Genomic DNA, 23,750 nt, shown 5'->3' on the forward strand with positions numbered 1-23,750 from the left:
ATCTTCAGAACTATATAACAATTGCGTAACAAATGCCTCCAATCAATTGACTTTGACTATATTGGAACATACGATAAAGGTATATTAAATTAAGATTTTGCTTCATCAGTAGTCAGAAAAATCATTTATCCGCTCTGTTCGTCTCGTTGTTATCTTCATTTGATTTTAAAGGAGGGGCAATCATGTATCAGACATCCCAGAGCGAAGCCCCGCTGCAAACGAAAGTATCCGATCTGCCCTCTTCGTTGTCACCGAGGCTGATCCGGTTCAAACATATTGTCGTGGCGTTATTGCTCTCCGTTGTATTTTTTCTGCTCTTTTGTTTCATTGCACTACACGGGTATATTGCCTGGGTGTTATCCAATCCAACTGTAGCGCCTGTCTTCTCCAATCCCATGCAGGCCAAGAACATGAAGTATCAAGACATTACGTTCCCGGCAGCTGACGGCAGTCGAACGATGCAGGGCTGGTATATTCCAGCCGACGATAATGCAAACAAAACCATCATATTCAGCCATGGGTATGGTGCGAATCGTGAGGAAACCTGGGTTCCGATGTATGACCTGGCCCATTATGCTCACCAGCTTGGCTTCAATGTGGTGATGTTCGATTATGGCTTCGCCTCTCAGGTGAACAAAGCCGTCGCCACTGGCGGTAAAGCCGAGTCCCAGCAGCTGCTTGGTGCAATTCAATTTGCGAAGCAGCGCGGAGCGCAGGAGCTTGTTGTATGGGGTTTTTCCATGGGTGCAGGTACAGCCCTCCAGACTGGACTTATTACCAAAGACGTGGATGCGATGATTCTGGACAGCACGTTCCTGCTTGAGCCGGATACGCTGTACCACAACATCCATAATCAGATTGATCTACCGCGTCAGCCTACGCTGGAGATTATGAACCTGCTGTTCCCGATTCTGAATGGAACCGGATTGCAGCAAATTCCGTATCAGGAAGTGAAAAAAGAAGATTATCCTTTCCCGATTTTCTTCATCCATGGTACCGAAGATGAGAAAGCCCCTTACCCCATTGCGGAGCTGCTCGCTGCAAACCAGACCAATCCGTATTCCGAAGAATGGATTGTGGACGATGCCCATCATGAGCTGATCTTCCGGGAGCATCCGAAGGAATATCTGCGCCGTGTCTCTACATTCCTGAGTCATGTGACCAAGACGAGCAGCGATGATGTGGATAATACCAATAGCGGAGAATCGTGATGATTCGGTAATTCAAGAGCAGAGCCCTTAGGGGCTCTTTTTTTTATGTACACATAGGACAACATGCCGGGAGAATATACTCTGGGGACGTAATTAAAGACAGCTCTAGCTTGTACATTAAAATGGAGCGAACCGGGCGATCCGATTTTATCTCTGTTGTTGGGTCTGAATAATGAATTCATTTGAATGGAGGTTCACCGTATATGAATTGGTATGGATATGGGCATCTGCTGCCTCTGCGGATCCTTGAAGAGATCCGTTTCTGGAAAGAGCAAGAGAAGGAGCATACACGGGTTATTTCTGCACTGGTTCCTGAGCTTGAGCCCTCTTATGTCAAGTTGCTTGAGGAATGGGAGGCCACCTTTGCGAATAGTGAGCGAACGGCCAACCAACTGCTGAAGCAGCTCCTGCCAGGAACTCATCCTCCGGCCCCCTATATCATCCGCTGCATTGAACAGCTGATCGCCGCCTCCTGCTCACAATCGCGGGAGTTCATTAGACAGTTGTATGTCCTGCTGGAGCAAAGTACTGCGGTGCAGGCTGTGCCGCTCGCCAAATTGGTTATCCTGCATGTCATCCGTGAATCCGAGTACTTCCTGGGCGTACTCGATACGCTGAAGCAGCCTGGAGTTATGCGGGATTTGGCATCTGACCCATCTTCTTCACCGGAACAGATTCTACAAACTTCGGGACACCTGTCTGAACCCTATTTACAGGAAAACCTGACCTACGATTCCGGGCAGGCCAATCGGGAAGCAGCGGAAGGCCCTTCTCCTACAGTCGGAAAAGGGAGCCCTCCTCCATCAGAGCAGGCACAATCATCTGCGGCTGTTCAGTTTAGCCCTTCAACTACAGAGGGCTCATCTACCTCTTCAGCAGCGCCAGTCAAGGAGAAGCCCGTTCCCATCGGTGGACACACACTTCCTCCCCTGCCCTATGCTTATAACGCCCTTGAGCCCCATATTGATGAGATGACGATGCGCATTCATCATGACAAGCACCATCAATCTTACGTGGACGGACTGAACACTGCAGAGAAAAAGTTGGCAGAATCGCGGAAAAAGAATAATTTCGAACTCGTCAAACATTGGGAACGTGAACTCGCCTTTAATGGGGCAGGCCACTACCTGCATACGATTTTCTGGACGGTCATGAATCCCAAGGGGGGAGGCAAACCTTCCGGTATGCTCGCAGAGCAGATCAAGCGGGATTTCGGCAGCTATGAAGCGTTCAAAAATCAATTCACCGAAGCCGCCAACAAAGTGGAAGGCAGTGGCTGGGCTATGCTGGTCTGGAGCCCGCGGGCGCACAGATTGGAGATTTTGCAGGCGGAGAAACATCAGAACTTGTCCCAATCCGATATCGTTCCACTCTTACCACTTGATGTATGGGAGCATGCCTATTACCTGAAACACCAGAATGAACGAAAAAAATATATTGAGGACTGGTGGAATGTGGTGTACTGGCCCGCAGTGGCCGAACGTTACGAGACCGCACGCAAGCTGTTGTGGCCGCCTTACTAAGAATTGAACATTCGGAAATTATCTTGCCTGGGCAGTCGAAGTTCTTTAACAGTTGAAAAAGCAGGACACCCTACTTCAGAAAGGGTGTCCTGCTTTTTTGCGTTTCACTTGGGTTTATAAGTAATTTAAGTAATGCTTAGTCATGCAAAAACTCGATCAGCGCTGCATTAAATGCTTCAGGATGTGTCGCATTAAAGCCATGCGGTCCCCCCTCTACAACAACAAGGCGACTGCCAGGGATGGATTCATGTGTACGTTGTCCACTGACTTCAAGCGGCACAACAGCATCGGAATCACCATGAATAACCAGCGTCGGAATATCGAATTTCTCCAGGTCCTGACGGAAATCGGTAAGAGCAAAGGCAGCGATGCAATCCAGAGTGCCCTTTGGTGATGCCAGAACAGCGATATCCCGGTTATATTGACGGAACGGTTCGCTCACCAGATCTGTACGATCTCCTGCTGCGAAAAAGTTATTCGTAAATCCATCCAAAAAGGCTATACGATCTCCCTTAACCCCATTTTGGAATTCTGCAATCGTTGCATCATCCAATCCTCCCTGTGGGTTGTCCTCGGACTTATACAGGTAAGGAGGCACAGCACCAGCAAATACAGCTTTGGAAACCCGTTCTGTTCCATATGTTCCGACATAGCGAGCCACTTCGCCGCCTCCCATGGAGAAACCGACCAGTGTGGCATCTCGCAAATCGAGGTGTAAAATCAATTTATGTAAATCAGAAGCAAATGTATCATAGTCATAACCATCCCAAAGTTGGGAAGACTGACCAAAACCACGACGGTCATACGTGATGACGCGGTAGCCCGCTTCAATCAGGGCAGGTACTTGCTTCTCCCAGGATCGTCCACTCAATGGCCAGCCATGAATAAGGATAATGGGTTTCCCCTCACCATGATCTTCGTAATACAGTTCAATCGGTTGTGCATTCTCTTCGCCTACGTTTACTTTAGCCATGGAAAATCCCTCCATCAGTTATAAACTGTTTGGTTGTTACTATACAAATGCTACATATGCAATCTATTATTGTCAATCGTACCCAAGAATCAAATAGAATCATTCAATGTTATGATGATTGGAAGATATCTCTTTCATTTGGATTACAAAAAAGCAAGCCTCTTGATTCAAGAAGACTTGCTTGTACTGAGATACTCTATGAGTACAACCACCATTAAGAGGCGCAGCCCTCACAGGCCACATAGTTGTCACCAACCTGTTTGCTAATCGAGATCAGATCGCCCAGCTTGATATCTTCTTCACCTGTAAATTCAAGATCAGCGATACGTGCAACGATTAGGGCGGCTGCTTCTTCCTTGCTTGTTGCCATTTGGCTGAATTCAGATGTTTCGCCTGTGGAAATGACCTCATATAAATACGTATATCTTAATGTTTCCATGTAGACACTCTCCTTCCGAAATCACATCATATCATCTCTATTACCCAATTCCAAGTCCAAGCTTGTGAACCTAATCGTAGCGCAGCTTCATCTGCTCGGCAGTGAGTCTTACAGCCTCCTGATCCACAGTCAACACTCGGTTTGTCTCTGCTAGCGGATACCGCTGACGCAGTGTGCGCACCAGCGAAGCGGTATATGCCGCAGCAGAAGGGACACCTGCGAGTTCCTGCAGACTTGCCATCGTTCCGGGCCGAACATCAGGGTATCCTTCACTGGCACCGTCTGCTGCGTCCTGATAGAACTTACGCACGTCTGCTGCCAGTTGGTCTCCTTGTCCTTCCACGATGATAAAAGCAGTAAGGATATAAGCCTTGGCCTGTCTGCGCTGGGCAATGCCACAGAATTTTAGTCCACCCACACTGACGTCATAATCACCAGGACAGAAAGCACCTTTGATTTCACCCGTCTGTGCCTGACTCGACCAGGGTGCGAGCGATTCTGCGATCAGCGATGCCATCTCCCGGAAATCATCATGTATATTCATTGCTCGGCCCGGGTTGGGTAAAATCAACGATACATTGACCACCCCTGGATTCAGGGGAACTGCCGCTCCACCAGATGGACGAACACAGACCGCCGTTCCCTTGTCTCTAATGCGCTCCATGGCTTCTACGGCATGTGGCAGCCTTCGGTCCCGCAGCCCCGCTACAAAGGCATCTGGATGCCGCCAAATATGAGCAACAGGTAGCTGCCCCTCTCCCACTCTACGGCATATGATTTCCTCCCAGGCAAATGCATCAAGAACGCTGCTCCCATGCCGCAGCAGTGGAGTCTCCCAAATCTGTAGACGCAAGGAATGATGAAGCTGCATTTGTTGCTCTGCTCCCGGTGATCCGGGTTGATCTGAATTGGACGGTACACTCATATTATGATAGCCTCCGACTAAACTAATCTGGATAGATTGAAGTAATCGCGTGATCCTTATGTACCATCTGATGTACATGCAAAAGGAATATATAAATAAGCCGGTTCCTCAAGGAACACGGCTTGTTTATGGAATCTTCCATTGGCAGCAGCATCGATTCTGCCATTGCCAATGGATTCAATACTTCTGGCTTGTCCACGAATGGAATAAGCCAATCTTAATCTTTCACGAGCGACAGGAACTCGGCACGCTGTGCCGGGTTGTCACGGAAAGACCCACGTACAGCCGACGTTACCGTCTTGCTGCCCGGCTTCTTCACGCCGCGGGAACACATGCACAAGTGCTCGCCTTCCACAACGACCATGACACCGTTCGGCTCTACCGCTTCAGTTAGAATATCGGCAATCTGTGAGGTAATACGCTCCTGAACCTGCAGGCGGCGGGTAACCGCTTCAACCAGACGAGCCATTTTGCTCAATCCCACAATCTTGCCACTCGGTACATATCCAATGTGCACCTTGCCGAAGAACGGCGCCATATGGTGTTCACATTGACTGTAATAGACGATATCCTTCACAATGACCAGTTCTTCATGATTCTCATCAAACGTAACACCAAGTACATCGCGCGGGTCAACTTCATATCCGCCAAAAATCTCTTCATACATCCGGGTTACACGCGCAGGTGTTTCAAGCAGCCCCTCACGCGTACTATCCTCACCGATCAATTTCAGGATCTGCTCAACGTGATACTCGATCTGCTCCCGATTGTCGGATACTTTTGAATTCAAATAATCTTTAACGCCAGCCACTACCGAACGCCTCCTTTCGAACCACATGCTGTAAGCAGCCATTCAATTCAGCATTATGCAAAATGCTCACTCACAGCTATTATTTTCGGCGGCCCGAATTTTTACGCGCAGGATGTTGCCCAGGCTGTGGCATCTTCGCGCCAGGCTGCTGGTTCTTCATCATCTGCTGGGCGCGCTGCATTTGCTTGCCATTCAGGTTATAACCCATTTGCTTCGCCATCTTCTGGAGCATGTCGGGATCACTTTGCATTTTCTCAAGTTGTTTCCGCAAGTAGTATACCCCGATGAAAAATCCTCCGACCAGACCAACAATCAATGTAATAATCGGTATTGCTATTTCCATCTCTTAGACACCTCTGTATGCAATCTAAAAAGCCTATGATCCGTGTCATCATATGATGTTAAACGCTCAAGATGTAAATATGCCACGAACCGGATTTCCTGAAAGCTATCATAGCATTTCCGCACGCCTTGAGCAAACGGATTTTCCAGTTGGTTTCTGAATTTGTCACCCAGCAAACGTACAGAAAACGGTGCTTAAAACCACTCAGGCAGATCCGAATCAGCTACGCAAGCACTGATTCTATGAAAACGGTTGTTTGCTGAGCCAGATCCACTTCTATCACATCCAGATCATAACGTGTACTGCCACGAGCAACCCGAATGACCGGCCTGCCGGGCAACCCCCGATGCTGACGTACAATAACTCCGGTCTCTTTGGTAGACAATCGAACGGCTGTTCCATTCGGGTAAACGGACACACTTCGGTTGAATTCAATCAGAATATCACGGTCCAGCCTCGTGCCTGACATGGCCATCATCTCTTCACATGCTTCGTGTGGCAGCATGCTGCGACCCGACAAACCGTTAATCAGATTATCATACGTGTTAGCTGCACTGACGATTTTGGCAAACAGATGAATGTCTTTTCCCTTAATGCCTCTTGGCAGCCCTGTGCCATCCACATGCTCATGATGCTGCAGAGACGTATGTGCCACGAGCAGATTGAACTCCCGTTTGGATTTGATCAGCTCAAATCCCCTCCACGTATGATGCAAGGAAGAGTTTGCTGCCGAACCGCTGCCGGATGACTCGCCCACTTTGCCGATATCATGCAGCAAGGCTCCAATAGCGAGATCCTTAAGCTGCACATAATTCAGCCCCAGATTCAGGCCTATGACAGACGACAGCAGGCATACATTCATGGCATGAACATACTGTGCGTTATCCTTGGTCCGAATATCGGTGAGCTGAACTAGCAGTTCACGTCCATTCAGGACATCGTTCAGCAGTTTGTCTATGCTGATTGCAACCTTTTTCGGGCTCCAATCCTTCCCTGAACGGATAGAGTCAAGTGTGACACTCATTTCATTAATTACTGCCTTTTTCGTGGCTTCATCCAGAATGTCTTCTGTATCCACATCTTTATACGCTTCATCCTGGATGTATAGCATGGTAACGCCAATACGCTTCAGCGTATTAACCATAAATACGGTGAGCTGGACCCCGGCAGACAGCAATACCGTACCGTTACCGGAATATACTGTTTTGCCCAGAAGCTCCCCCGCTTCCACGCTCTCCACGTTAACATACTTCATGAACGTCCCCCGCTCTTACGATTGCTGCTCCAATGTGAGCAATTGCTCTTTGGTTTGCAGACCGCCTACATAACCCACCAGGGTTCCGTCCTTGCCGCTGATGCGGTGACAGGGAATAATGATCGGAATCGGATTTTTGCTAATCGCATCCAGAACAGCACGAACTGCTTTGGGTCTGCCGATGATCTCCGCAACCTGTTGGTGTGATGAGGCCTCTCCATAAGATATATCGGACAGGACTTGCCATACTTGTAGCTGAAACGGCGTTCCAAACAAATCAAGCTTCAGATCAAACACTTTTCGTTCTCCAGCAAAATACGCTTGTACCTGCTTTGCAGCTTCACCAAGCTTCTCTTCATTTCTCTCATATCGATACTCGCCAATCCAGGTACGGGCCCATTGCTGCAGATGCGCTTCGCGCACGTGGAAAGCTCCAAAATCAATGTGACACAGACCTTTATCCGTAGCACAGAGCGTAAGCGTACCAATTGGTGTCAGTACCTCATCGTAATACACTGGCGTACCGTGCAGTCCCGTTACGGCCGAAGGTTTCCATGCTGCAGCTTCCGGTTTGGTGGGCTTAGTCGTTTGCCCGCTTTCCTGTACGGGTGCATCTTCCGTTTTCTGATTCGGCTGTTCCATATTCAAAGGGTTATTCTGGTTATTCTGGTTGTTGTGTTCCTTCTGTTCCTCAGACTTAACATGGCTTACTTGCTTTGCCTCAGTCTTATCGGGTAAGGTCTTGGACGCACTCAGTCGTTCCTTGGCCTTCTGCAGCATGCTTAGCACGTTCCCATCTTGTTCGTTAGCGGCAGCTTCCCCAATCGCTCTCATTGCGTCTTCTCCTCCAATTCTGCTCAGCGCCCAGGCTGCAGTTCCCCGCAGCTCGGGACGCGGATCACGTTTCAGTACCTCGGTTAGTTTCGGTACAGCGGTTTTGTCTTTGAAATTGCCCAGGGCAATTACGGCGTTGCGCTGGATAGGCTTCTTGCCCCGCCAAGCGGCGGAGCTTTGGCCGAAGCGCTCTTTGAATTCACGGTTACCGATGTCCAGCAGCGGTAGCAGCAAAGGTTTTACAATCTCCGGATCGGGATGAAACTCGGGATGGTGGTCCCAGTTTTTACCCCGATTCTTCGGACAGACGATCTGACAAGTATCACAACCGTACAGACGGTTACCAATTTTCAGCATAAACTCTTCATCCACGAACCCTTTGGTCTGGGTCACAAATGAAATACAGCGCTGCGCATTCAGCTGTCCAGGTCCCACCAAGGCTCCTGTCGGACAGGCATCAATACACTTGGTGCATTCGCCACAATCCTCCGTCACCGGGGTATCCGGCTGAAATGGAATATTGGTAACCAGTTCACCGAGAAAGATCCATGAACCGAATTTTGGAGATATAATGGCACAGTTCTTGGCACTGAATCCAATCCCCGCACGCTGAGAAACTGCACGATCTACCAACGCCCCGGTGTCTACCATGCTTTCGATCATGGCTTCAGGTACACGCTCACGTATAAAATTTACCAGCTTGTCCATCGCTGCCCGCAGGACCTGATGATAATCCTGACCCCAGGCGGAACGGGCCAGAATACCGCGGTATGCACCCGGCTCCGACTTCGGTGGATTGACCATCTTCGACGGATAAGCCACGGCAATCGCAATGAGCGAAGCAGGCTCGCCATCTTTCAGTTCGGGACGTACCCTTTTCTCAATATCAGACTCCTCAAATCCGGACTCATAACCTTTAGCCCGATGCTGTTCCAGTATGGATTTTAATGTTACAAACGGTTCTGCCGAAGCAAATCCAATATCATCAATGCCCAGCCCTGGGGCAGCAGCTTTAATCTCCTGTTTTAACTTCTCCCATACAGCGGCTGCCTGTGCTGCCCCGGTCTGTACGCTTGTCATATCTCTTCCCTCGTTTCTTCCAACTCGTATTCCGTAAACAGGGAACGCCCGCCTCACGAGGGAGGACAGGCGCTGATTTCGATATGCAAATCTTGCATAACGTATTTGAATATGAAACCGAGTCTATATAATTTACGCAAAATGTGTTGTGAAGTTGTTGTCCCTCCAACATTTTACAGTTTTCTAATCTCCGAGAACGGCCAAAAGATAAACTCCGCCCGGCCTACAATTTCACTGGAGGTAATACTTCCAAACACACGGCTATCCTTGCTCTTGCCTTCATGACGGTTATCCCCCATCACGAAGTAATGGTCTGCTTCCAGCGTAACCGGTCCAAAATCAGGGTCCTGAACCTTCGTATCCGTATACGTTTCCGCTTGCTGCTCGCCATTCACGTACAAATGATGGTCCCGTACTTCAACCGTATCTCCAGGAAGTCCGACAATCCGTTTGACCAGAAAATCCTTCTTCTCCACACCTTCGCTTGGATCACGAAGTACGATGACATCGGATCGGGAGGGTGCCCCAAAGTCATATACAATTTTATTTACAAATAAACGGTCCCGTTCAACCAGCGTCGGCTGCATGGATTGCCCCTTGACCATCGAGAGATTAAATACAAACAGATTGAGCAGCATCATGATTACAAAAGCAATCACAATCGTTTTCACCCAGTCCCACAGCTCTGCAGCCCAGGATTTCCCCGGTTGATCAGGCATGGAAGACCCGTTTCGTTCCTTTGGAGCCGTATGCTCCGTAGAAAAGTTATTGGAATTCAAAGGGACACCTCGTTTATCCATTTTATTAAAAAACGTCTACTTCCACACTTTCAGCAAGATTGTCCACGCCTAAGACGTTACTCATCCATAATCAGAAAGTCCGTGCTCAGTGGGCATATACGTTCAGTTATGATCCAATTCGATGGATCATACTCCCTTTAATTCTACTTCATTTGGAAGAGTGAAACAATTGGTTATGAGCACCAATACACGGCAGAAGATGCGAAAAAGGGGAATCATTCGGGGATAGCGCACATAAAATAGAAAGGCGTATCCCTCACGTAGTTACACGCTGAAGAGATACGCCTAATATGAAATCAAAATCTGTTTTTATTTCTGTTTAACCATACAAACTAAGCTTTGGACAAGATACTAAGTTTCTGGAAAGCACTCATAATCTGATTGGCACCATAACCCATTGCTTCATACAGAGGCATGGCTACTTTGTTGTGCTCATCACCTGCCACCCATATTTGGCTGACTTTACGCTGCTGGAACCGTTGTTCCATGGCCTCGACAAGTTTTTTGCCGACTCCGCGGCGGCGATAGTCTGGATGGACCGCAATACGGTAGATGCATCCCTGGTTGTGATCAATCGTACCGATCAAAGCGCCGACGAGGTCTCCCTCTTCTTCTGCGACCATGATCAGGTCAGAATCCCATGACAATTGACGGGCAAACGGGCCCATCGTGTTCTCATAACACTCTTCCGATAGTGCAACCTGGAGAAGCTCCGTCATCTGGCTTGCATCACTCAACTGAAAGGAACGAACGTGCATGTCTTAAATCTCCCTTTTCGTTAGCTTAGATGAGGTTTTACAAAAAGGGGCTCCCCTTTTTACCAAAAACCCAATGTTCATATAATGACAAAAAACGAGAAAATACCGCTTCTTCGTCAATTAAACCATACTTTACTCCATAAAACACGCATTTTCTTTTGAAAGCGCTTAATTGTAAACGTTTACATCCGAATATTAAACTTTATCTCTATTTTTCTACCGAAAATCACATAAATATATTCATAATGGGTAAAATATGTTTGTTATCTTTGGCCCAGGTTTAGATCAACGTCTCGGGGGACTTAATAAACAAAAATGTTGCTTAATTAGCCCGAATGCGGTTTAATATTAGTGACAAGGGTATTATTACATAGGTACCTGAGCAATTTGCATAAATCCAAATGAGCGACTCCCATTGGCAAAATATAGATTGAATGATTCTGTTCGTCTACATCTTGTCCCAAGAGCGCTTCAAATTGAATTATGCAAAATGCTAACCTTAACCAAAAATCAAAAATCTCAGGAGGTATTTCAAAATGACTTTTCAATTACCAGCACTTCCTTACGCTAACGATGCATTGGAACCACATATTGATGCACAAACGATGGAAATCCACCACGATCGCCATCACAATACTTACGTAACTAACTTGAACGCAGCTCTGGAAAGCGCTCCTGAACTGCAAGGAAAAAGCTTGGAAGATCTGATTGCTAACCTGGACAGCGTACCTGAAGGCATCCGCACAGCGGTTCGTAACAATGGTGGCGGACATGCAAACCACAGCCTGTTCTGGGAAATCATCGGACCTAACGGCGGCGGCGCTCCTACTGGCGACATCGCAGCAGCCATCGATAGTGAACTGGGTGGCTTTGACAAATTCAAAGAGGATTTTGCCAAAGCAGCTACAACTCGTTTTGGTTCCGGCTGGGCTTGGCTCGTAGTAGGCAAAGATGGCAAATTGTCCATCACTAGCACGCCTAACCAAGATAGCCCGCTCTTCGAAGGTCTGACTCCGGTTCTGGGTCTGGACGTATGGGAGCACGCTTACTACCTGAAATATCAAAACAAACGCCCTGACTACATCGGTGCTTTCTGGAATGTAATCAACTGGGATGAAGTAAACAAACGTTACGCTGCAGCGAAATAAGACTGCCGGCATAAAAGAAGAGCCTGATCGGTCATTACGACCGGATCAGGCTCTTTTTAGTTATTTTGGGGTACATACAAATATACTCACATACATAGCACACAAACACAGTCATTCGTAGATACATACATACATACATACATACATAACACACAATTATACACACATAGATAGCCACAAAAACAGCCATACATAGATAGACACATGCTTGCTTGCATCCCTATATACTTGCCATCATCGCAACTTACCTTCATATCTCTATTCCTCTAACCCTCTATACCTCTATATCCCTTGAAGCATGGGTTTACACCACTTCACACGCTAAACAATCTAACGAAGCGAGGAAGCGCTATTGGCGTCGAATCCACAGACTGGAAATCTAACGAACTACAGAGACGCTATTTGACCAGACAGTGAGCTGCTTTACTGTATTCACCCATTTTTCACTTGGATAACGTCTCTCAGGTTCGTTAAATATTCATATCTATCGTTATCTGTGTTATAAGGTTCTGTAGGATTCGTTAGCGCTGTAAGCTGGGTGAACATCCATTCCAAATAACCGTCTTTTTGGTATTCGTGAGGGGACTACTTCATTTAGGCACAGACACAGACACAGGCCCAGGCACAAGCTCTGCTCCTTCAGACTGGTTCTGTGCTCTTTATTAAAGTAAATATTCAGGTTAATTTCAGTTCATTCGCTCAGTTGATCGTATGAGCCTGCAAAATAACTGCTGATCAGCTTCAGGAAGATGTTCGGAAATGCCATCTTGTCCATATCTTCCGGTCCAATCCAGCAATAGGTGAGGCCATCGCCCTTCCCTGTCAGCATGAGCTGCGTGTTTGCATGATCCACCTGTGGTGATTCAGTTCGCAGACTCGGATCATCCTGTGAATTCGCAAGTGGGAGTGCCTCTGGACTGAGCTGCTCCGTAAGATTCGCTGCCGGCTCCTCCAACGCAGCTGGTGCTGAGGAGGAGTTGTCCTTGGCAGCCGCCTGTGCGTCGTAGGCGGCTCTGGCTTCCGCGGCGATCAGCGGAAGCTCGCCAATCTGGTCCTGCTCGGTACACTTGTACACCTGCAGGCCCCAGACAATATGGCTGAACACATGCTCCGCATGGGTAGCCAGCCCTTCCGGGCGGGCAGCGAAGCCTTCCGCCCACAGACTGCCGGCCAGCAAAGCCATGGCCGGCTCATCTGCCAGCGGCCCCGCCGCCTTGCCGGCTGCGGCGGGCGCCGCCAGCACATGCGGCAGCTCCCACATGCGGGCCAACAGGCCCGTCGCTGGGCGCTGCCGCACAAGCACACGGCCGCGATGGGCACCGCGGCCCTCCACAATGGCGACCAGCCGCTGCTCAGGGCGCGGCGGCTTCGCCTTGGTCTTGACCGGCAGTGTGAGCTCCCGTCCGGCGATGCGGCCGGAACATTGCTCCATCACCGGGCAAGTCAGGCAGTGCGGCGCCTTTGGTGTGCACACCAGCGCGCCAAGCTCCATCAGCGCCTGATTGAAATCACGCGCCCGCCCTTCCGGAATGAGCTCTCCTGCGAGCTCTTCCATCAACACCCGGGTGCTGCCCTTCATAATGTCCTCATCAATGAGGAAGTAACGGGACAGCACCCGCATCACATTGCCATCCACTGCAGGCTGCGGCTGGTTAAAGGCAATGCTGAGAATGGCCCCGGCTGTATACGGGCCCACGCCTTTTAACGCAAAGACCGCCTGCTTGTCCTGCGGTATCTCCCCGCCATGCAGTTCCATCACTTGTCTCGCGGCTGCCTGAAGATTGCGGGCACGAGAGTAATATCCGAGTCCCTCCCAATTTTTCAGAACTTCTTCTTCCGGCGCTTCGGCCAAAGCCTTTACTGTCGGAAAGTTTCCGATAAAACGGTTGAAATACGGAATCACCGTATCTACCCGTGTCTGTTGAAGCATAATTTCCGATACCCATGTAAAATACGGATTGTTGTGGCGACGCCACGGCAGATCCCGTCGGTTGACCATATACCAATCCAGCAAATTCACGCTGAAATGTTGTTTCTGTTCCATTAAACCCATATTTCCGTCCTCTCCTGTTGCCTTGTTAACATTCTTCCCACTTTTCATTCACTCCCGCATGGTGCTGCTTCAGCCCGAGCCAATTAATGGCCCTTCTGCTCCACAATGGCAAAGGCCGCTGCCAATTCTGTCTGATGCGTAATACTCAGATGAATGTCATATTGCTTGCCTTGCGGCAACTGAAGTCGTTCCCATGCCTGAGCGGACAGTGTAGCGACCGGACGCCCCTTCTCATCAGGCAGCACTTCAATGTCAGTAAAACTTATCAAGCTCCCAATGCCGCAGCCAAACGCCTTGGATACTGCTTCCTTCGCTGCGAATCGCCCGGATACAAACTCTATCAACCGTTTTCCTCTTTGTTCCGCCATTTCCCGCTCTGCCTGCGTTAAAACCCGCTTCATAAACGCTTCCGCGTGGCGACCGGACAGCAGCTTGCGCATGCGTCCGATCTCCAGCACATCATTACCGATGCCATATATCATCAACGCTTCACCCGCTTAATCTTTTATACTGTAAAAGATCTCCATTCGGTCATATTATCCGTTACTCTCCGAACACGTATTCTATTGTAGCAGGAGGCGCGCGCAGAAGCGAGTGCCTCCTATCCGTATTACCATTTATGTTAAAATACGAGTAAGAGCCATTAAAAATTATAGGAGGTATGAAATTATGCCCACAGCATTTGAATTGCCCACAGACGCAGATGGTGTCATTCGCGGAAATACTTTTTTCGCCCGCCAACCCGCTCAAGGGGTCATTATTCTGGCCCACGGATATAAAGGCTTCAAAGACTGGGGCATGTTTCCCTATGCTGCATCACAACTAAGCGAGGATCATCACGTCCTGACCTTCAATTTCTCTCATAACGGTGTTGGAGAAGATTTGGGAACATTTTCAGAACTCGAAAAGTTTGCTGTCAATACGTACAGTCGGGAGCTTGCGGACTTGGCACTATTGCTTGGATACGTAACTACACAGTTTGAGCTTAAAAGACTGCCGGTGTATCTGATTGGACATAGTCGTGGTGCGGGAGTCAGTCTGGTATATGCATTGGATCATCCAGAACAGATCGCCGGTGTACTCTCCTGGAATGGCGTAACAAACCTGGATCTCTTCACCCCGGAGCAAAAAGAAGAAATGCGCACCCATGGGCGGAGCCATGTCACGAATGCACGAACAAACCAGCAGATGCCCCTGGACGTATCTATCCTGGAAGATCTGGACAAATACAAAGAACGTTACGCAATTATAGATCGCTTGGCTTCTTCATCTCTGCGTGTGGCACTCTTTCAGGGAACAGAGGATAGTCAACGTCTGCGGGACGGTTCAGCTGCCCTTGTAAGGGTCCGATCGGATATTCCCTGGCATCAGATTGCTGGAGGAAATCATACCTTTAACACAGTACATCCATTTCAGGAAACGACCCCGCAGTTGGAACAGGCCATCACCGAAACGCTTCGTCAGATCGCGGTTTGGAGGTACTAGTATTGTCGCACAACAAAAAGAGCCGCTGCTTATGCAGTGACTCTTTACTTGTTCACCCTGTTCAGATACTGGCTTTAACCATTCTTGGCTGACAAGCCTGCTTCGTTATTAGATGCCAGGAATGGCATTGCGTTTGTGATGTGTACGCTTGTAGAATGCTTCAAGACGTTCCTGAGCAGCCGGGTCGATGGTTTTGCCTTCCAGATAGTCACTATTCGCTTCATACGAAATGCCCAGTTCATCCTCATCCGTCTGACCTTCCCATAATCCCGCCGAAGGAGCTTTGTCCAAAATGGACTGCGGTACGTTAAGATAGGCAGCCAGCTGACGCACCTGACGTTTGTTCAGACTGCTCAGTGGTGTGATATCGACAGCACCGTCACCCCATTTGGTGTAAAAGCCCGTAATGGCTTCGGAAGCATGATCGGTACCTACTACCAGCAGGTTTTCCTCAAAAGACAGAGCATATTGCATGACCATGCGGGTTCTCGCTTTCACGTTCCCTTTGCCCTGGTGAGTCATATGACGCGGGCTGCCCATGGATTTGAAGCCTTGCTCCACTTCAAGAGCAATCTCGTTAACAGCATCTTCAATGTTTGTTTCCACGACATGCTTCAGGTCAAAGGCTTTCGCAACAGCATAGCTATCGCTGATATCCGATTGCTCCCCGTAAGGCTGGAACACACCCAGCGTCTTATATTCCTGGTTATTCTCGGAAGTCAGCTCGTCCGTCGCTTTTTTGCAGAGTGCAGCAGCTACAGCGCTGTCTATGCCGCCACTAATCGCAATCAGCAATCCTTTGGAACCTGCGTTCTTTACATACGTTTTAAGAAAGTCAACGCGTTTGCGCACTTCCTCCTCTACATTAATGCTTGGTTTAACCTTCAATTCAGCGATGATCTGTTGTTGCAAACTCATCGTTCACACACCCCGTTTCTACAAGAATGAAATTTGATGTCCACTTTGAAAGGTCTGAATCAGGTCTGAATGGTTCAATAACCTTATCCACCCAAAATGAAACGCCCCGGCATCGGTTATCCGAAGGGCGGGGCGCTGTTAGAGCTGATTAACGGCAGTAACGGTCAAACGCAGTTGTGAGCTCAGCCGCAATTTCCTCCGCAGAACGGTCTTCCACTTGGTGACGCTCGATAAAGTGAACGAGTTCTCCGTCTTTCATCAAAGCGATGGACGGTGAAGATGGAGGATACGGTGCAAAGAATTCACGTGCTTTCGCGGTGGCTTCCTTATCCTGACCGGCAAATACCGTGTACAGGTGGTCTGGTGTAATATCGTGCTGAAGTGCCTGGGATACACCCGGGCGGCACTGACCTGCGGCACATCCGCAGACGGAGTTAATGACAACCAGAGCAGTACCTTTCGCATCCGGCAAACTTGCTTCAACTTCTTCCGGCGTACGAAGCTCCTGAATTCCCAAACGAGTCAACTCATCCCGCATCGGCTGAACCATATCTTTCATGTATTGATCAAATGACATCGACATTCAGTTTCACTCCTTAAACATGTAGGTTCTATTATTTAAAAAATTAAATGCTTTTATGCTACTCCTATTATACATCCCTAAGCAATGAAAGCAAGGATCAGACACCGCCTGCGGAAAGGCTTCTTCTTTCAATATTATGTCTTCATTCTTGGCAAAACATGCTTAAAGCTCAGCGTTGAAATGTCACCTTGAACGTCGTCCCCTGATTCTCCTCCGATTCTACAGTGATACGGCCGTTATGCCTTTCCACAATGCTCAGACACATGGATAGACCCAATCCGGTTCCTTTGGCCTTGGTTGTAAAAAAAGGTTCGAATAGCTTCTCATGTTTTCCTGGCGGAATACCTGGCCCTGTGTCTCGTACACAGAGCTCCACAGTGTCGTCCACCACCCGGGTCTCCAGCGTGAGTATGCCCTTTTCATTCATGGCCTCCATGCCGTTACGGGCCAGATTAAGGACGACTTGCTTAATTTCTTTGGAATTCAGATGCAGCTTGGGTACATTATGAGCAAGCTTGAATTCGATACTTTGACCGCGCAAATTTGCATCCGCCCATAACAATGGACTTAATTCATGAATAATGTCATGCAGCTGGGATTCTTCTTTCTCGGCAATCCGATTTTGTGCCAATGACAGAAAATCATTGATAATGCTGTTGGCACGATCCAGCTCTTCCAGAACGATTCGGTAATAATGATCCAGGGACTGCGGGCTCTTCTCCTGCATTAATTGAAGAAAACCACGCACAACCGCCATCGGATTCCTTACTTCATGGGTAATACTCGCAGCCATTTGTCCCACCAGACTGAGGCGATCCACATTATCAAGCTCACTTCGCAGCATTTCAAGCTCAGTGATATCCTGAATGATCAACATGGCTCCTGTGACCTCTCGTGGATACTCTTTGGAAAAAGAATAGAGAGGCACTGTTCGGGACTGGAACACATGTGAGCCGTAACGTACGGTCAGTCCGCTCACTTCACCATGAACGATGGCTTTTTGAATGCCGGTTTCCATCTTGTCTGCCTGAGCCTGTTCGACAAACTGACTTGCCGGATGTCCAATCAGGTCCGGTGTCGTTGTGCAGGGCAATTGATCCCGCGCCGTTTGCTCCATGGTGTCGTTGACAAACTGAACGGTCCCTTCCTTATCGACGGTGGCGATCGATAAAGGCACGGCATTCAGAATCTGGTTAAGCTTTTCCGTTTCTGCTATGTATCTGTGATGAACTTCGGATAGATGCTGTTCAAGTCCCCGATGATGATGCATCTGTTCAATCCAGAGCATACTAAGGCTGCCCGCTATGATTGCACCGATCGTGTACCCCAGCGATGTCATTACCCACTGCACGGTGGAGAACATGGATTGGCTTTCAAGCGATAGGATGTACAATACACTCGCTACAGCCAATTCAGCCGAAATCAACGCGATCATCGTCCCCATTTTGCGTGAACGTGTATAATGCTTGAATCGTTTGGCTGACAACCATACAATAGGATAGAGAAGAATGCCCGTTTGAAGTAGAAATTCGAACAGATTATAGGGATGCGCAAAGAGAAAATAGAAGAGTACGTGGAGAACAGACAACATGACACCGATGCGGGGTTTGCAATACAATATGACGAGGGTCAAAGGTACAATACCCATGGAGATGGGAACGGACACTGAACTCGCATAGTAGGCAAAAAGCAAACACAGCAACATGCTTACCACGCTGGCTGCAGCCAAACTGATCTGCGTCATTCCAGCACGTTCCAACTTGGCAGCAGCCTGTCTGGTGAGCCCTAGATGGAATAAGGGAATCAGGAATACTGCAGATCCTGCAAGCAGTACCTGTAAAAGAATGTCCTTTAACGCAACCACAATGCCATCTCCCTCCTCGCCTGCACATCCCTTATGTATTTCTGATTAAAACATAGGCGACAGTATATTACAATATATCCCTCAAGACAGCATAATAGAACGATCGATTTGCCATAAATGGTCAAAAATATGTACCATTTAAACATAATCCTGCATAATTCGATAATAAAGGCCTGAATCCACAATATATAGACGAAACAACAAATACAAACCTATATATAGATTATTCATTTTCAATCCCAAGAATGGATACAACTAAAGATATACCGATAAAATTAATAAAAAAAGAGGGTAATCATGTATGTATGACGTCATTGTAATTGGCGGCGGATCGGCGGGCCTAATGGCTTGTGTGGCTGCTGCCGAGCACGGAGCCTCCGTGCTGCTGTTGGATAAAGGAGATCAACTCGGCCGCAAGCTCGGAATCTCTGGGGGTGGTCGCTGTAATGTGACCAATGCCAAGGAGACGGATGAACTGATCAGACATATTCCGGGCAACGGACGCTTTTTATATAGTTCATTTCAGAATTTGGACAATCAGGGTATCATGCGTTTCTTCGAGAATCTCGGTATTGCCCTAAAAGAAGAGGATAACGGGAGAATGTTCCCGGTCACCGATAAAGCCAAAACGGTCGTTGATGCATTGGTAGGCAAAATCGTTTCCCTTGGGGTAGAGATCCGCACCAAACAGCCGGTTAAGGAGTTAATTCAAAACGGGCAACATGTGCAGGGCGTTAAGCTGGCTTCAGGCACAACGGTGCTTGGACGATCGGTCATCATCGCTACCGGGGGCAAATCCGTTCCTCAAACCGGATCAACCGGAGATGGCTATCCTTGGGCGGAAGCTGCTGGTCATACAATTACAGAGCTCTATCCGACGGAAGTACCGATTGTGTCTGGCGAGAGCTGGATTCAATCCAAAGAACTACAGGGCTTGTCCTTGCGCGATGTTGGATTATCCGTTTTAGATGCCAAAGGCAAATCGGTCATCTCCCATCGCGGAGATATGATTTTCACCCATTTTGGCGTATCTGGACCTATCGCACTGCGTTGCAGCCAGTTCATTCGCAAGGTACAGATGAAATCAGGAAACCCTCAGGTCACGATGAGTATTGATCTGTTCCCGGATCTGTCTGCTGGTGCACTGGAAAACCAGGTTCAGCAGGTGCTGGAACAAGAATCCCGCAAAGCAGTCAAAAACATACTGAAAACATGGGTTCCTGAACGCATGATTCCATTATTAATGAAACGTGCGGAGATCAGTGAAGACCTCACATTCCACCATTTCCCCAAAGGCCTGTTAACTGCATTGGTTGGCCTAATGAAGGCTTTTACCTTTCGCGCAGACGGAACACGCTCTCTCAAAGAAGCCTTTGTAACTGGCGGAGGAATCCACTTAAAGGAGATATACCCAAAAACAATGGAATCCAAGCTGCTGCCCGGACTATTCTTTTGCGGTGAAGTTTTGGACATTCACGGATACACAGGAGGCTATAATATTACCGCTGCCTTCTCTACAGGATACACGGCTGGTATGCATGCAGCAGCGTATAAAAACGCACGTGTATGATGCAAATATATCTTTTGGATTAACTATTCTTGTTGCATACTTCCGCAGCAGGAACATGAAAAAACCTCGAACATCACACTATCTGTGATGTTCGAGGTTTTTTGAAATGTATGTTTCTCTTCATTCAATAACACCGTAAACAAGCAGCGAGGTGATCACGCAACTTATCTTTATGCTTTGACACTGCCCGAAAATCCATCGACCGCATCATCATATGTCGGGTCATCGTCCCGGTTATGCAGACCCTGTTCGGGGCTCTCTGTCTGGCTTCCGTTCGTATATGCTTCATTCCAATCTTCGTTCACAAGATGAGCCGGTATGGATATGTTCTGAAACTGATCCAAATCCTCTACAGAAGAGGCAAACACCGCACTCCCCCCATGGGATTGTACGATTTCCACAGCAGACTGCGGATCCTGACGATCTGTAGGAATGTACAATTCCAGAGGACCTGATTGATAAGGCTTATAACCCAGTTCCTCCAGTGTCGCCTGCGCGGCAAGCATAGCTGTATGGTCCGAGAAATGTACCTGAAGTTCACGATCTTCCAACATGATCTCTTCCTCCTTGATAGAGCTGGTCCCTTACTTTTAAACAATAAAGATACGCTCTTATATAGCATGGTCAGTTACACGACCGGATATGCTATGATGCGAGGAAGAATATCAATCAATCGGATCGAAGGGAACGAACCCAACCTGTTACAGACAGAATGAATAGCCCGAATGCTACGACAGCAGCAGCTGTAACAATGCCCTCCAACCAGCCCAACCATGCTGCTCCCAATGAAAATCCCATCAGAATCCCCAGTGGTACGAACAGCATCCTTACCATGGTCTGTGCTGCCCGATTCAACGCCTCGTTATCGTAAGATACGAGCTGAATATAATCGGAGGTTGCAAATACATCCCATGAACGATAAAAGAGTACACTCAGCATGATCATCAATAATACACACACAATTACATTGACCGGAAAAGGCGGCAGCGCTACGGCAGCGATCGATAGGCTACCAAGCTGCAAATACAACTTCATGGTTGATGAGTTCCGAAAAAATGCCTTGAATGCTGTCTCTGCTGTCCGATTAGCGATGGAGCGATTACGCAGCAGCTTGCGCGGTTTGCGAAAGATCATCGTCCGTGTACGCGGTGCTTTTGGCTTAGTTATTGATCGACTCAGTAAAAGTGCCGTGAGCTTTAACCTTTCTCGTAGATCCTCACGAACATCGCCTTCAAATGTTCCCTTCATGGTCAGTCTCATCTGGCCAACTGTAATTAAAAGAAGGATTGCGGCCACAATTCCTGCAAGCAGTGTCCAGATGTGTCCATGCATCCAGAACGTTGCCCCAATCGTGATGATGCCCATGGCAACCGCCAAAGGAATCATTCGAACCCAGCGTCTCCACCCGGTATAACGCACTTTCGTCATATGCAGCACGATGGCCTGAACGGAGGCAACGGCTCCGAACCATACTGCTACCACAGCAATCTGGATAAAAGACATGTCATACACCCTGGACCATAATGGCGCGGTCAGAGCTGTAATCGCAATCATTTTACCCAAATGCTGCCAACAAGCCCGGTACATTCCCTGCCTCATCAATGTTCGCATCCAAAGTGGTCTCGACTTCAGGAACAACACGTCCGCTTCCTCTATAAATATCAGCACACCGCCTGTTAATATAACGATATCGATCAGCCCGGTCAGTGTTGGCATCGTTAGGCCGGTTGCCCATGAGGGCAGCGGTTTGGTCCATAAACTCACATACCACCCGCCAAGATATAGCAGACCGGGAACAAGCAGGTATACCCATACCGTCCAATCGACCACCAGTTTCAGGTTTTTCAACTGTTCATTGAAGTGCTCTCTGCGCCTGCGGCGGTATAAACCAAGTGGTGTGTATCGCTGGAAGGTTTCCATCTCTTCTTCCCCCTTTCCGATCAGGATGTCAGTGTATCAAAACAATCAAATAACGAGGCAGCCGGCAAATCTGCGGCTGCGCGAATTTCGTCCAGCGTTCCCTCGGCAGCAGAGCGCCCAGAGTGGATGAGTATAAAGCGATCACAGATTCGCTCAGCAGTATCCAGGACATGCGTGGACATAAGCACACCTGCACCGCGGCGGCGTTCATCATCCAGCAATTTCAGAAAATCCTTGGTTGCCCGCGGGTCCAGCCCGATGAAAGGCTCGTCCACAATATATACATCCGGCGAGGACAGAAAACCGATCATCAGCATCATTTTCTGCCGCATGCCTTTGGAAAAACTGGCCGGAAGATCGTTGCGGACGTGGTCCATTCCGAAACGAACCAGCAGCTCCTCCGCTCTGGTTATGAAGATGTCTTCCTCCATCTCATAAGCAGCTGCAGCCAGATCGAGATGTTCCCACAGCGTCATATATTCGTAAAAAACAGGTTGTTCGGGGATATAGGCATAACGTCCGTCTCCTCCAATGGTTACGTCGTACTGGGCATGCTCCAGCAGGCCAAGCAACGTTTTGATGGTGGTGCTTTTACCGGCTCCGTTCGGTCCGATAATGCCCACAAGTTCCCCAGGCGACACATGGAGCCGGATATTTCGTATTGTCGATTCCCCCGCCGCATATCCCGCTTCCGTAATATGTACGTCCAATATGGACCCCTGTGCAGCTGTATCTTCGTTTTCGTTTTTGATTTCCATCTCATTCACTCCCTGCCCTGTCAGGTGCTTGTTTAATTCTATTGATATTGTAATCGAGTTCGTGAGGAATTGTTTGATCATTTTGAGCTTTTGTATAGTGATTTTACATTTGGAATTCATGTTATAATGTTATAACGTACTAACATTTATACTTACTTACGTATTCATTTCTTAAGTTGGATCATACTATAGGAGGAACATACTATGAATGGTGGGGCCCAAATGAAAGAGGACCATTTTAAGAAGAAAATTTTATCTCGTAAGATAGGTAAAATGGGTAATAGCTTAGGCGTTAGCTTGCCAAAGGTTTTGATCGATAAGCTCGATGTGTCACAAGGTGATGAGATTGAATTTATTGAGAACAGTCAAGGTGAGATTATACTCAAAAAAGTTAGACAGTTGAAAACACCTGAAAATGTAAGACCTGAAGTACTGGAAGCTTTTTTTGATGTTTTTGAAGAGGATGAGGGCATCCTCCAGGATTTAAGAGATCGTTAAT

Annotated in this window: 23 protein-coding genes; 6 read left to right on the plus strand and 17 right to left on the minus strand. The window is 48.1% G+C overall.

Annotation, left to right across the window (positions count from 1 at the left end; translation table 11 throughout):
* Positions 1-182: 182 nt before the first annotated feature.
* Complete coding sequence (locus tag PPA03S_RS22565) at positions 183-1,211, plus strand: alpha/beta hydrolase (RefSeq protein WP_062326235.1); 1,029 nt, start codon at positions 183-185, stop codon at positions 1,209-1,211.
* 203 nt (positions 1,212-1,414) lie between these two features.
* A complete protein-coding gene (locus PPA03S_RS22570) occupies positions 1,415-2,734 on the plus strand; it encodes a Fe-Mn family superoxide dismutase (protein WP_062326236.1) in 1,320 nt (439 codons plus the stop codon).
* A gap of 136 nt (positions 2,735-2,870) precedes the next feature.
* Here the strand turns inward: PPA03S_RS22570 and PPA03S_RS22575 are convergent, their stop codons facing one another.
* The 9 genes from PPA03S_RS22575 to PPA03S_RS22615 all read right to left on the minus strand — a co-directional run bounded on the left by PPA03S_RS22575 (position 2,871) and on the right by PPA03S_RS22615 (position 10,952).
* Complete coding sequence (locus PPA03S_RS22575) at positions 2,871-3,707, minus strand: alpha/beta fold hydrolase (protein ID WP_062326237.1); 837 nt, start codon at positions 3,705-3,707, stop codon at positions 2,871-2,873.
* A 214-nt stretch (positions 3,708-3,921) separates the two neighbouring features.
* Positions 3,922-4,146 carry a hypothetical protein gene (locus PPA03S_RS22580; protein ID WP_062326238.1) on the minus strand — a complete coding sequence of 75 codons (225 nt, stop codon included), beginning with the start codon at positions 4,144-4,146 and terminating at the stop codon, positions 3,922-3,924.
* A gap of 70 nt (positions 4,147-4,216) precedes the next feature.
* Positions 4,217-5,071, minus strand: coding sequence for a lipoate--protein ligase family protein (locus PPA03S_RS22585; RefSeq protein WP_082704274.1), 855 nt, complete (start codon positions 5,069-5,071; stop codon positions 4,217-4,219).
* A 217-nt stretch (positions 5,072-5,288) separates the two neighbouring features.
* A complete protein-coding gene (gene folE / locus PPA03S_RS22590; RefSeq protein ID WP_062326239.1) occupies positions 5,289-5,882 on the minus strand; it encodes a GTP cyclohydrolase I FolE in 594 nt (197 codons plus the stop codon).
* A gap of 79 nt (positions 5,883-5,961) precedes the next feature.
* A complete protein-coding gene (locus PPA03S_RS22595) occupies positions 5,962-6,225 on the minus strand; it encodes a YneF family protein (protein ID WP_062326240.1) in 264 nt (87 codons plus the stop codon).
* 223 nt (positions 6,226-6,448) lie between these two features.
* A complete protein-coding gene (locus PPA03S_RS22600) occupies positions 6,449-7,480 on the minus strand; it encodes an HD domain-containing phosphohydrolase (RefSeq protein ID WP_062326241.1) in 1,032 nt (343 codons plus the stop codon).
* 15 nt (positions 7,481-7,495) lie between these two features.
* Complete coding sequence (gene queG / locus PPA03S_RS22605) at positions 7,496-9,394, minus strand: tRNA epoxyqueuosine(34) reductase QueG (RefSeq protein ID WP_062326242.1); 1,899 nt, start codon at positions 9,392-9,394, stop codon at positions 7,496-7,498.
* 173 nt (positions 9,395-9,567) lie between these two features.
* Positions 9,568-10,113: a signal peptidase I gene (gene lepB, locus PPA03S_RS22610; RefSeq protein WP_062326322.1), complete on the minus strand. Its 546-nt coding sequence runs from the start codon at positions 10,111-10,113 to the stop codon at positions 9,568-9,570.
* 413 nt (positions 10,114-10,526) lie between these two features.
* Complete coding sequence (locus PPA03S_RS22615; RefSeq protein ID WP_024632996.1) at positions 10,527-10,952, minus strand: GNAT family N-acetyltransferase; 426 nt, start codon at positions 10,950-10,952, stop codon at positions 10,527-10,529.
* A 536-nt stretch (positions 10,953-11,488) separates the two neighbouring features.
* On the opposite strand from PPA03S_RS22615, the gene PPA03S_RS22620 reads away from it, so the two are divergent.
* Positions 11,489-12,100 (plus strand): superoxide dismutase, encoded by a 612-nt coding sequence (locus PPA03S_RS22620; RefSeq protein WP_024632995.1) that lies wholly within the window; start codon positions 11,489-11,491, stop codon positions 12,098-12,100.
* Positions 12,101-12,791: 691 nt separating this feature from the next.
* Here PPA03S_RS22620 and mutY read toward each other — a convergent pair.
* Together mutY and acpS are read right to left on the minus strand one after the other, a co-directional pair.
* Positions 12,792-14,153, minus strand: coding sequence for an A/G-specific adenine glycosylase (mutY, locus tag PPA03S_RS22625; protein ID WP_062326243.1), 1,362 nt, complete (start codon positions 14,151-14,153; stop codon positions 12,792-12,794).
* Positions 14,154-14,236: 83 nt separating this feature from the next.
* Positions 14,237-14,635: a holo-ACP synthase gene (gene acpS, locus PPA03S_RS22630; protein WP_062326244.1), complete on the minus strand. Its 399-nt coding sequence runs from the start codon at positions 14,633-14,635 to the stop codon at positions 14,237-14,239.
* Positions 14,636-14,822: 187 nt separating this feature from the next.
* Here acpS and PPA03S_RS22635 point away from each other — a divergent pair, with 187 nt between their 5' ends.
* Positions 14,823-15,638 carry an alpha/beta hydrolase family protein gene (locus PPA03S_RS22635; protein WP_062326245.1) on the plus strand — a complete coding sequence of 272 codons (816 nt, stop codon included), beginning with the start codon at positions 14,823-14,825 and terminating at the stop codon, positions 15,636-15,638.
* 108 nt (positions 15,639-15,746) lie between these two features.
* Here PPA03S_RS22635 and nadE read toward each other — a convergent pair whose 3' ends face one another.
* From nadE to PPA03S_RS22650, 3 genes are all read right to left on the minus strand, one after another.
* Complete coding sequence (gene nadE / locus PPA03S_RS22640) at positions 15,747-16,556, minus strand: NAD(+) synthase (RefSeq protein WP_062326246.1); 810 nt, start codon at positions 16,554-16,556, stop codon at positions 15,747-15,749.
* Between the two features lie 148 nt (positions 16,557-16,704).
* Positions 16,705-17,139 (minus strand): BrxA/BrxB family bacilliredoxin, encoded by a 435-nt coding sequence (locus PPA03S_RS22645; protein WP_062326247.1) that lies wholly within the window; start codon positions 17,137-17,139, stop codon positions 16,705-16,707.
* 169 nt (positions 17,140-17,308) lie between these two features.
* Complete coding sequence (locus PPA03S_RS22650) at positions 17,309-19,003, minus strand: ATP-binding protein (RefSeq protein WP_062326248.1); 1,695 nt, start codon at positions 19,001-19,003, stop codon at positions 17,309-17,311.
* Between the two features lie 301 nt (positions 19,004-19,304).
* Between PPA03S_RS22650 and PPA03S_RS22655 the strand changes: the two genes are divergently transcribed.
* Positions 19,305-20,573, plus strand: a complete 1,269-nt coding sequence (locus PPA03S_RS22655) for a BaiN/RdsA family NAD(P)/FAD-dependent oxidoreductase (RefSeq protein WP_062326249.1) — start codon at positions 19,305-19,307, stop codon at positions 20,571-20,573.
* A gap of 170 nt (positions 20,574-20,743) precedes the next feature.
* Here PPA03S_RS22655 and PPA03S_RS22660 read toward each other — a convergent pair whose 3' ends face one another.
* From PPA03S_RS22660 to PPA03S_RS22670, 3 genes are all read right to left on the minus strand, one after another.
* Positions 20,744-21,127 carry a hypothetical protein gene (locus PPA03S_RS22660; protein WP_062326250.1) on the minus strand — a complete coding sequence of 128 codons (384 nt, stop codon included), beginning with the start codon at positions 21,125-21,127 and terminating at the stop codon, positions 20,744-20,746.
* A gap of 115 nt (positions 21,128-21,242) precedes the next feature.
* Complete coding sequence (locus PPA03S_RS22665) at positions 21,243-22,493, minus strand: ABC transporter permease (RefSeq protein WP_062326251.1); 1,251 nt, start codon at positions 22,491-22,493, stop codon at positions 21,243-21,245.
* Between the two features lie 20 nt (positions 22,494-22,513).
* Positions 22,514-23,251 (minus strand): ABC transporter ATP-binding protein, encoded by a 738-nt coding sequence (locus tag PPA03S_RS22670; RefSeq protein ID WP_062326252.1) that lies wholly within the window; start codon positions 23,249-23,251, stop codon positions 22,514-22,516.
* Positions 23,252-23,455: 204 nt separating this feature from the next.
* On the opposite strand from PPA03S_RS22670, the gene PPA03S_RS22675 reads away from it, so the two are divergent.
* On the plus strand, positions 23,456-23,749 hold the full coding sequence (locus PPA03S_RS22675; protein WP_062326253.1) for an AbrB/MazE/SpoVT family DNA-binding domain-containing protein: 294 nt from the start codon (positions 23,456-23,458) through the stop codon (positions 23,747-23,749).
* Position 23,750 lies beyond the last annotated feature (1 nt).

It is taken from the genome of Paenibacillus pabuli NBRC 13638 (genome assembly GCF_001514495.1).
In the GTDB taxonomy this organism is placed as follows: Bacteria; Bacillota; Bacilli; order Paenibacillales; family Paenibacillaceae; genus Paenibacillus; species Paenibacillus pabuli.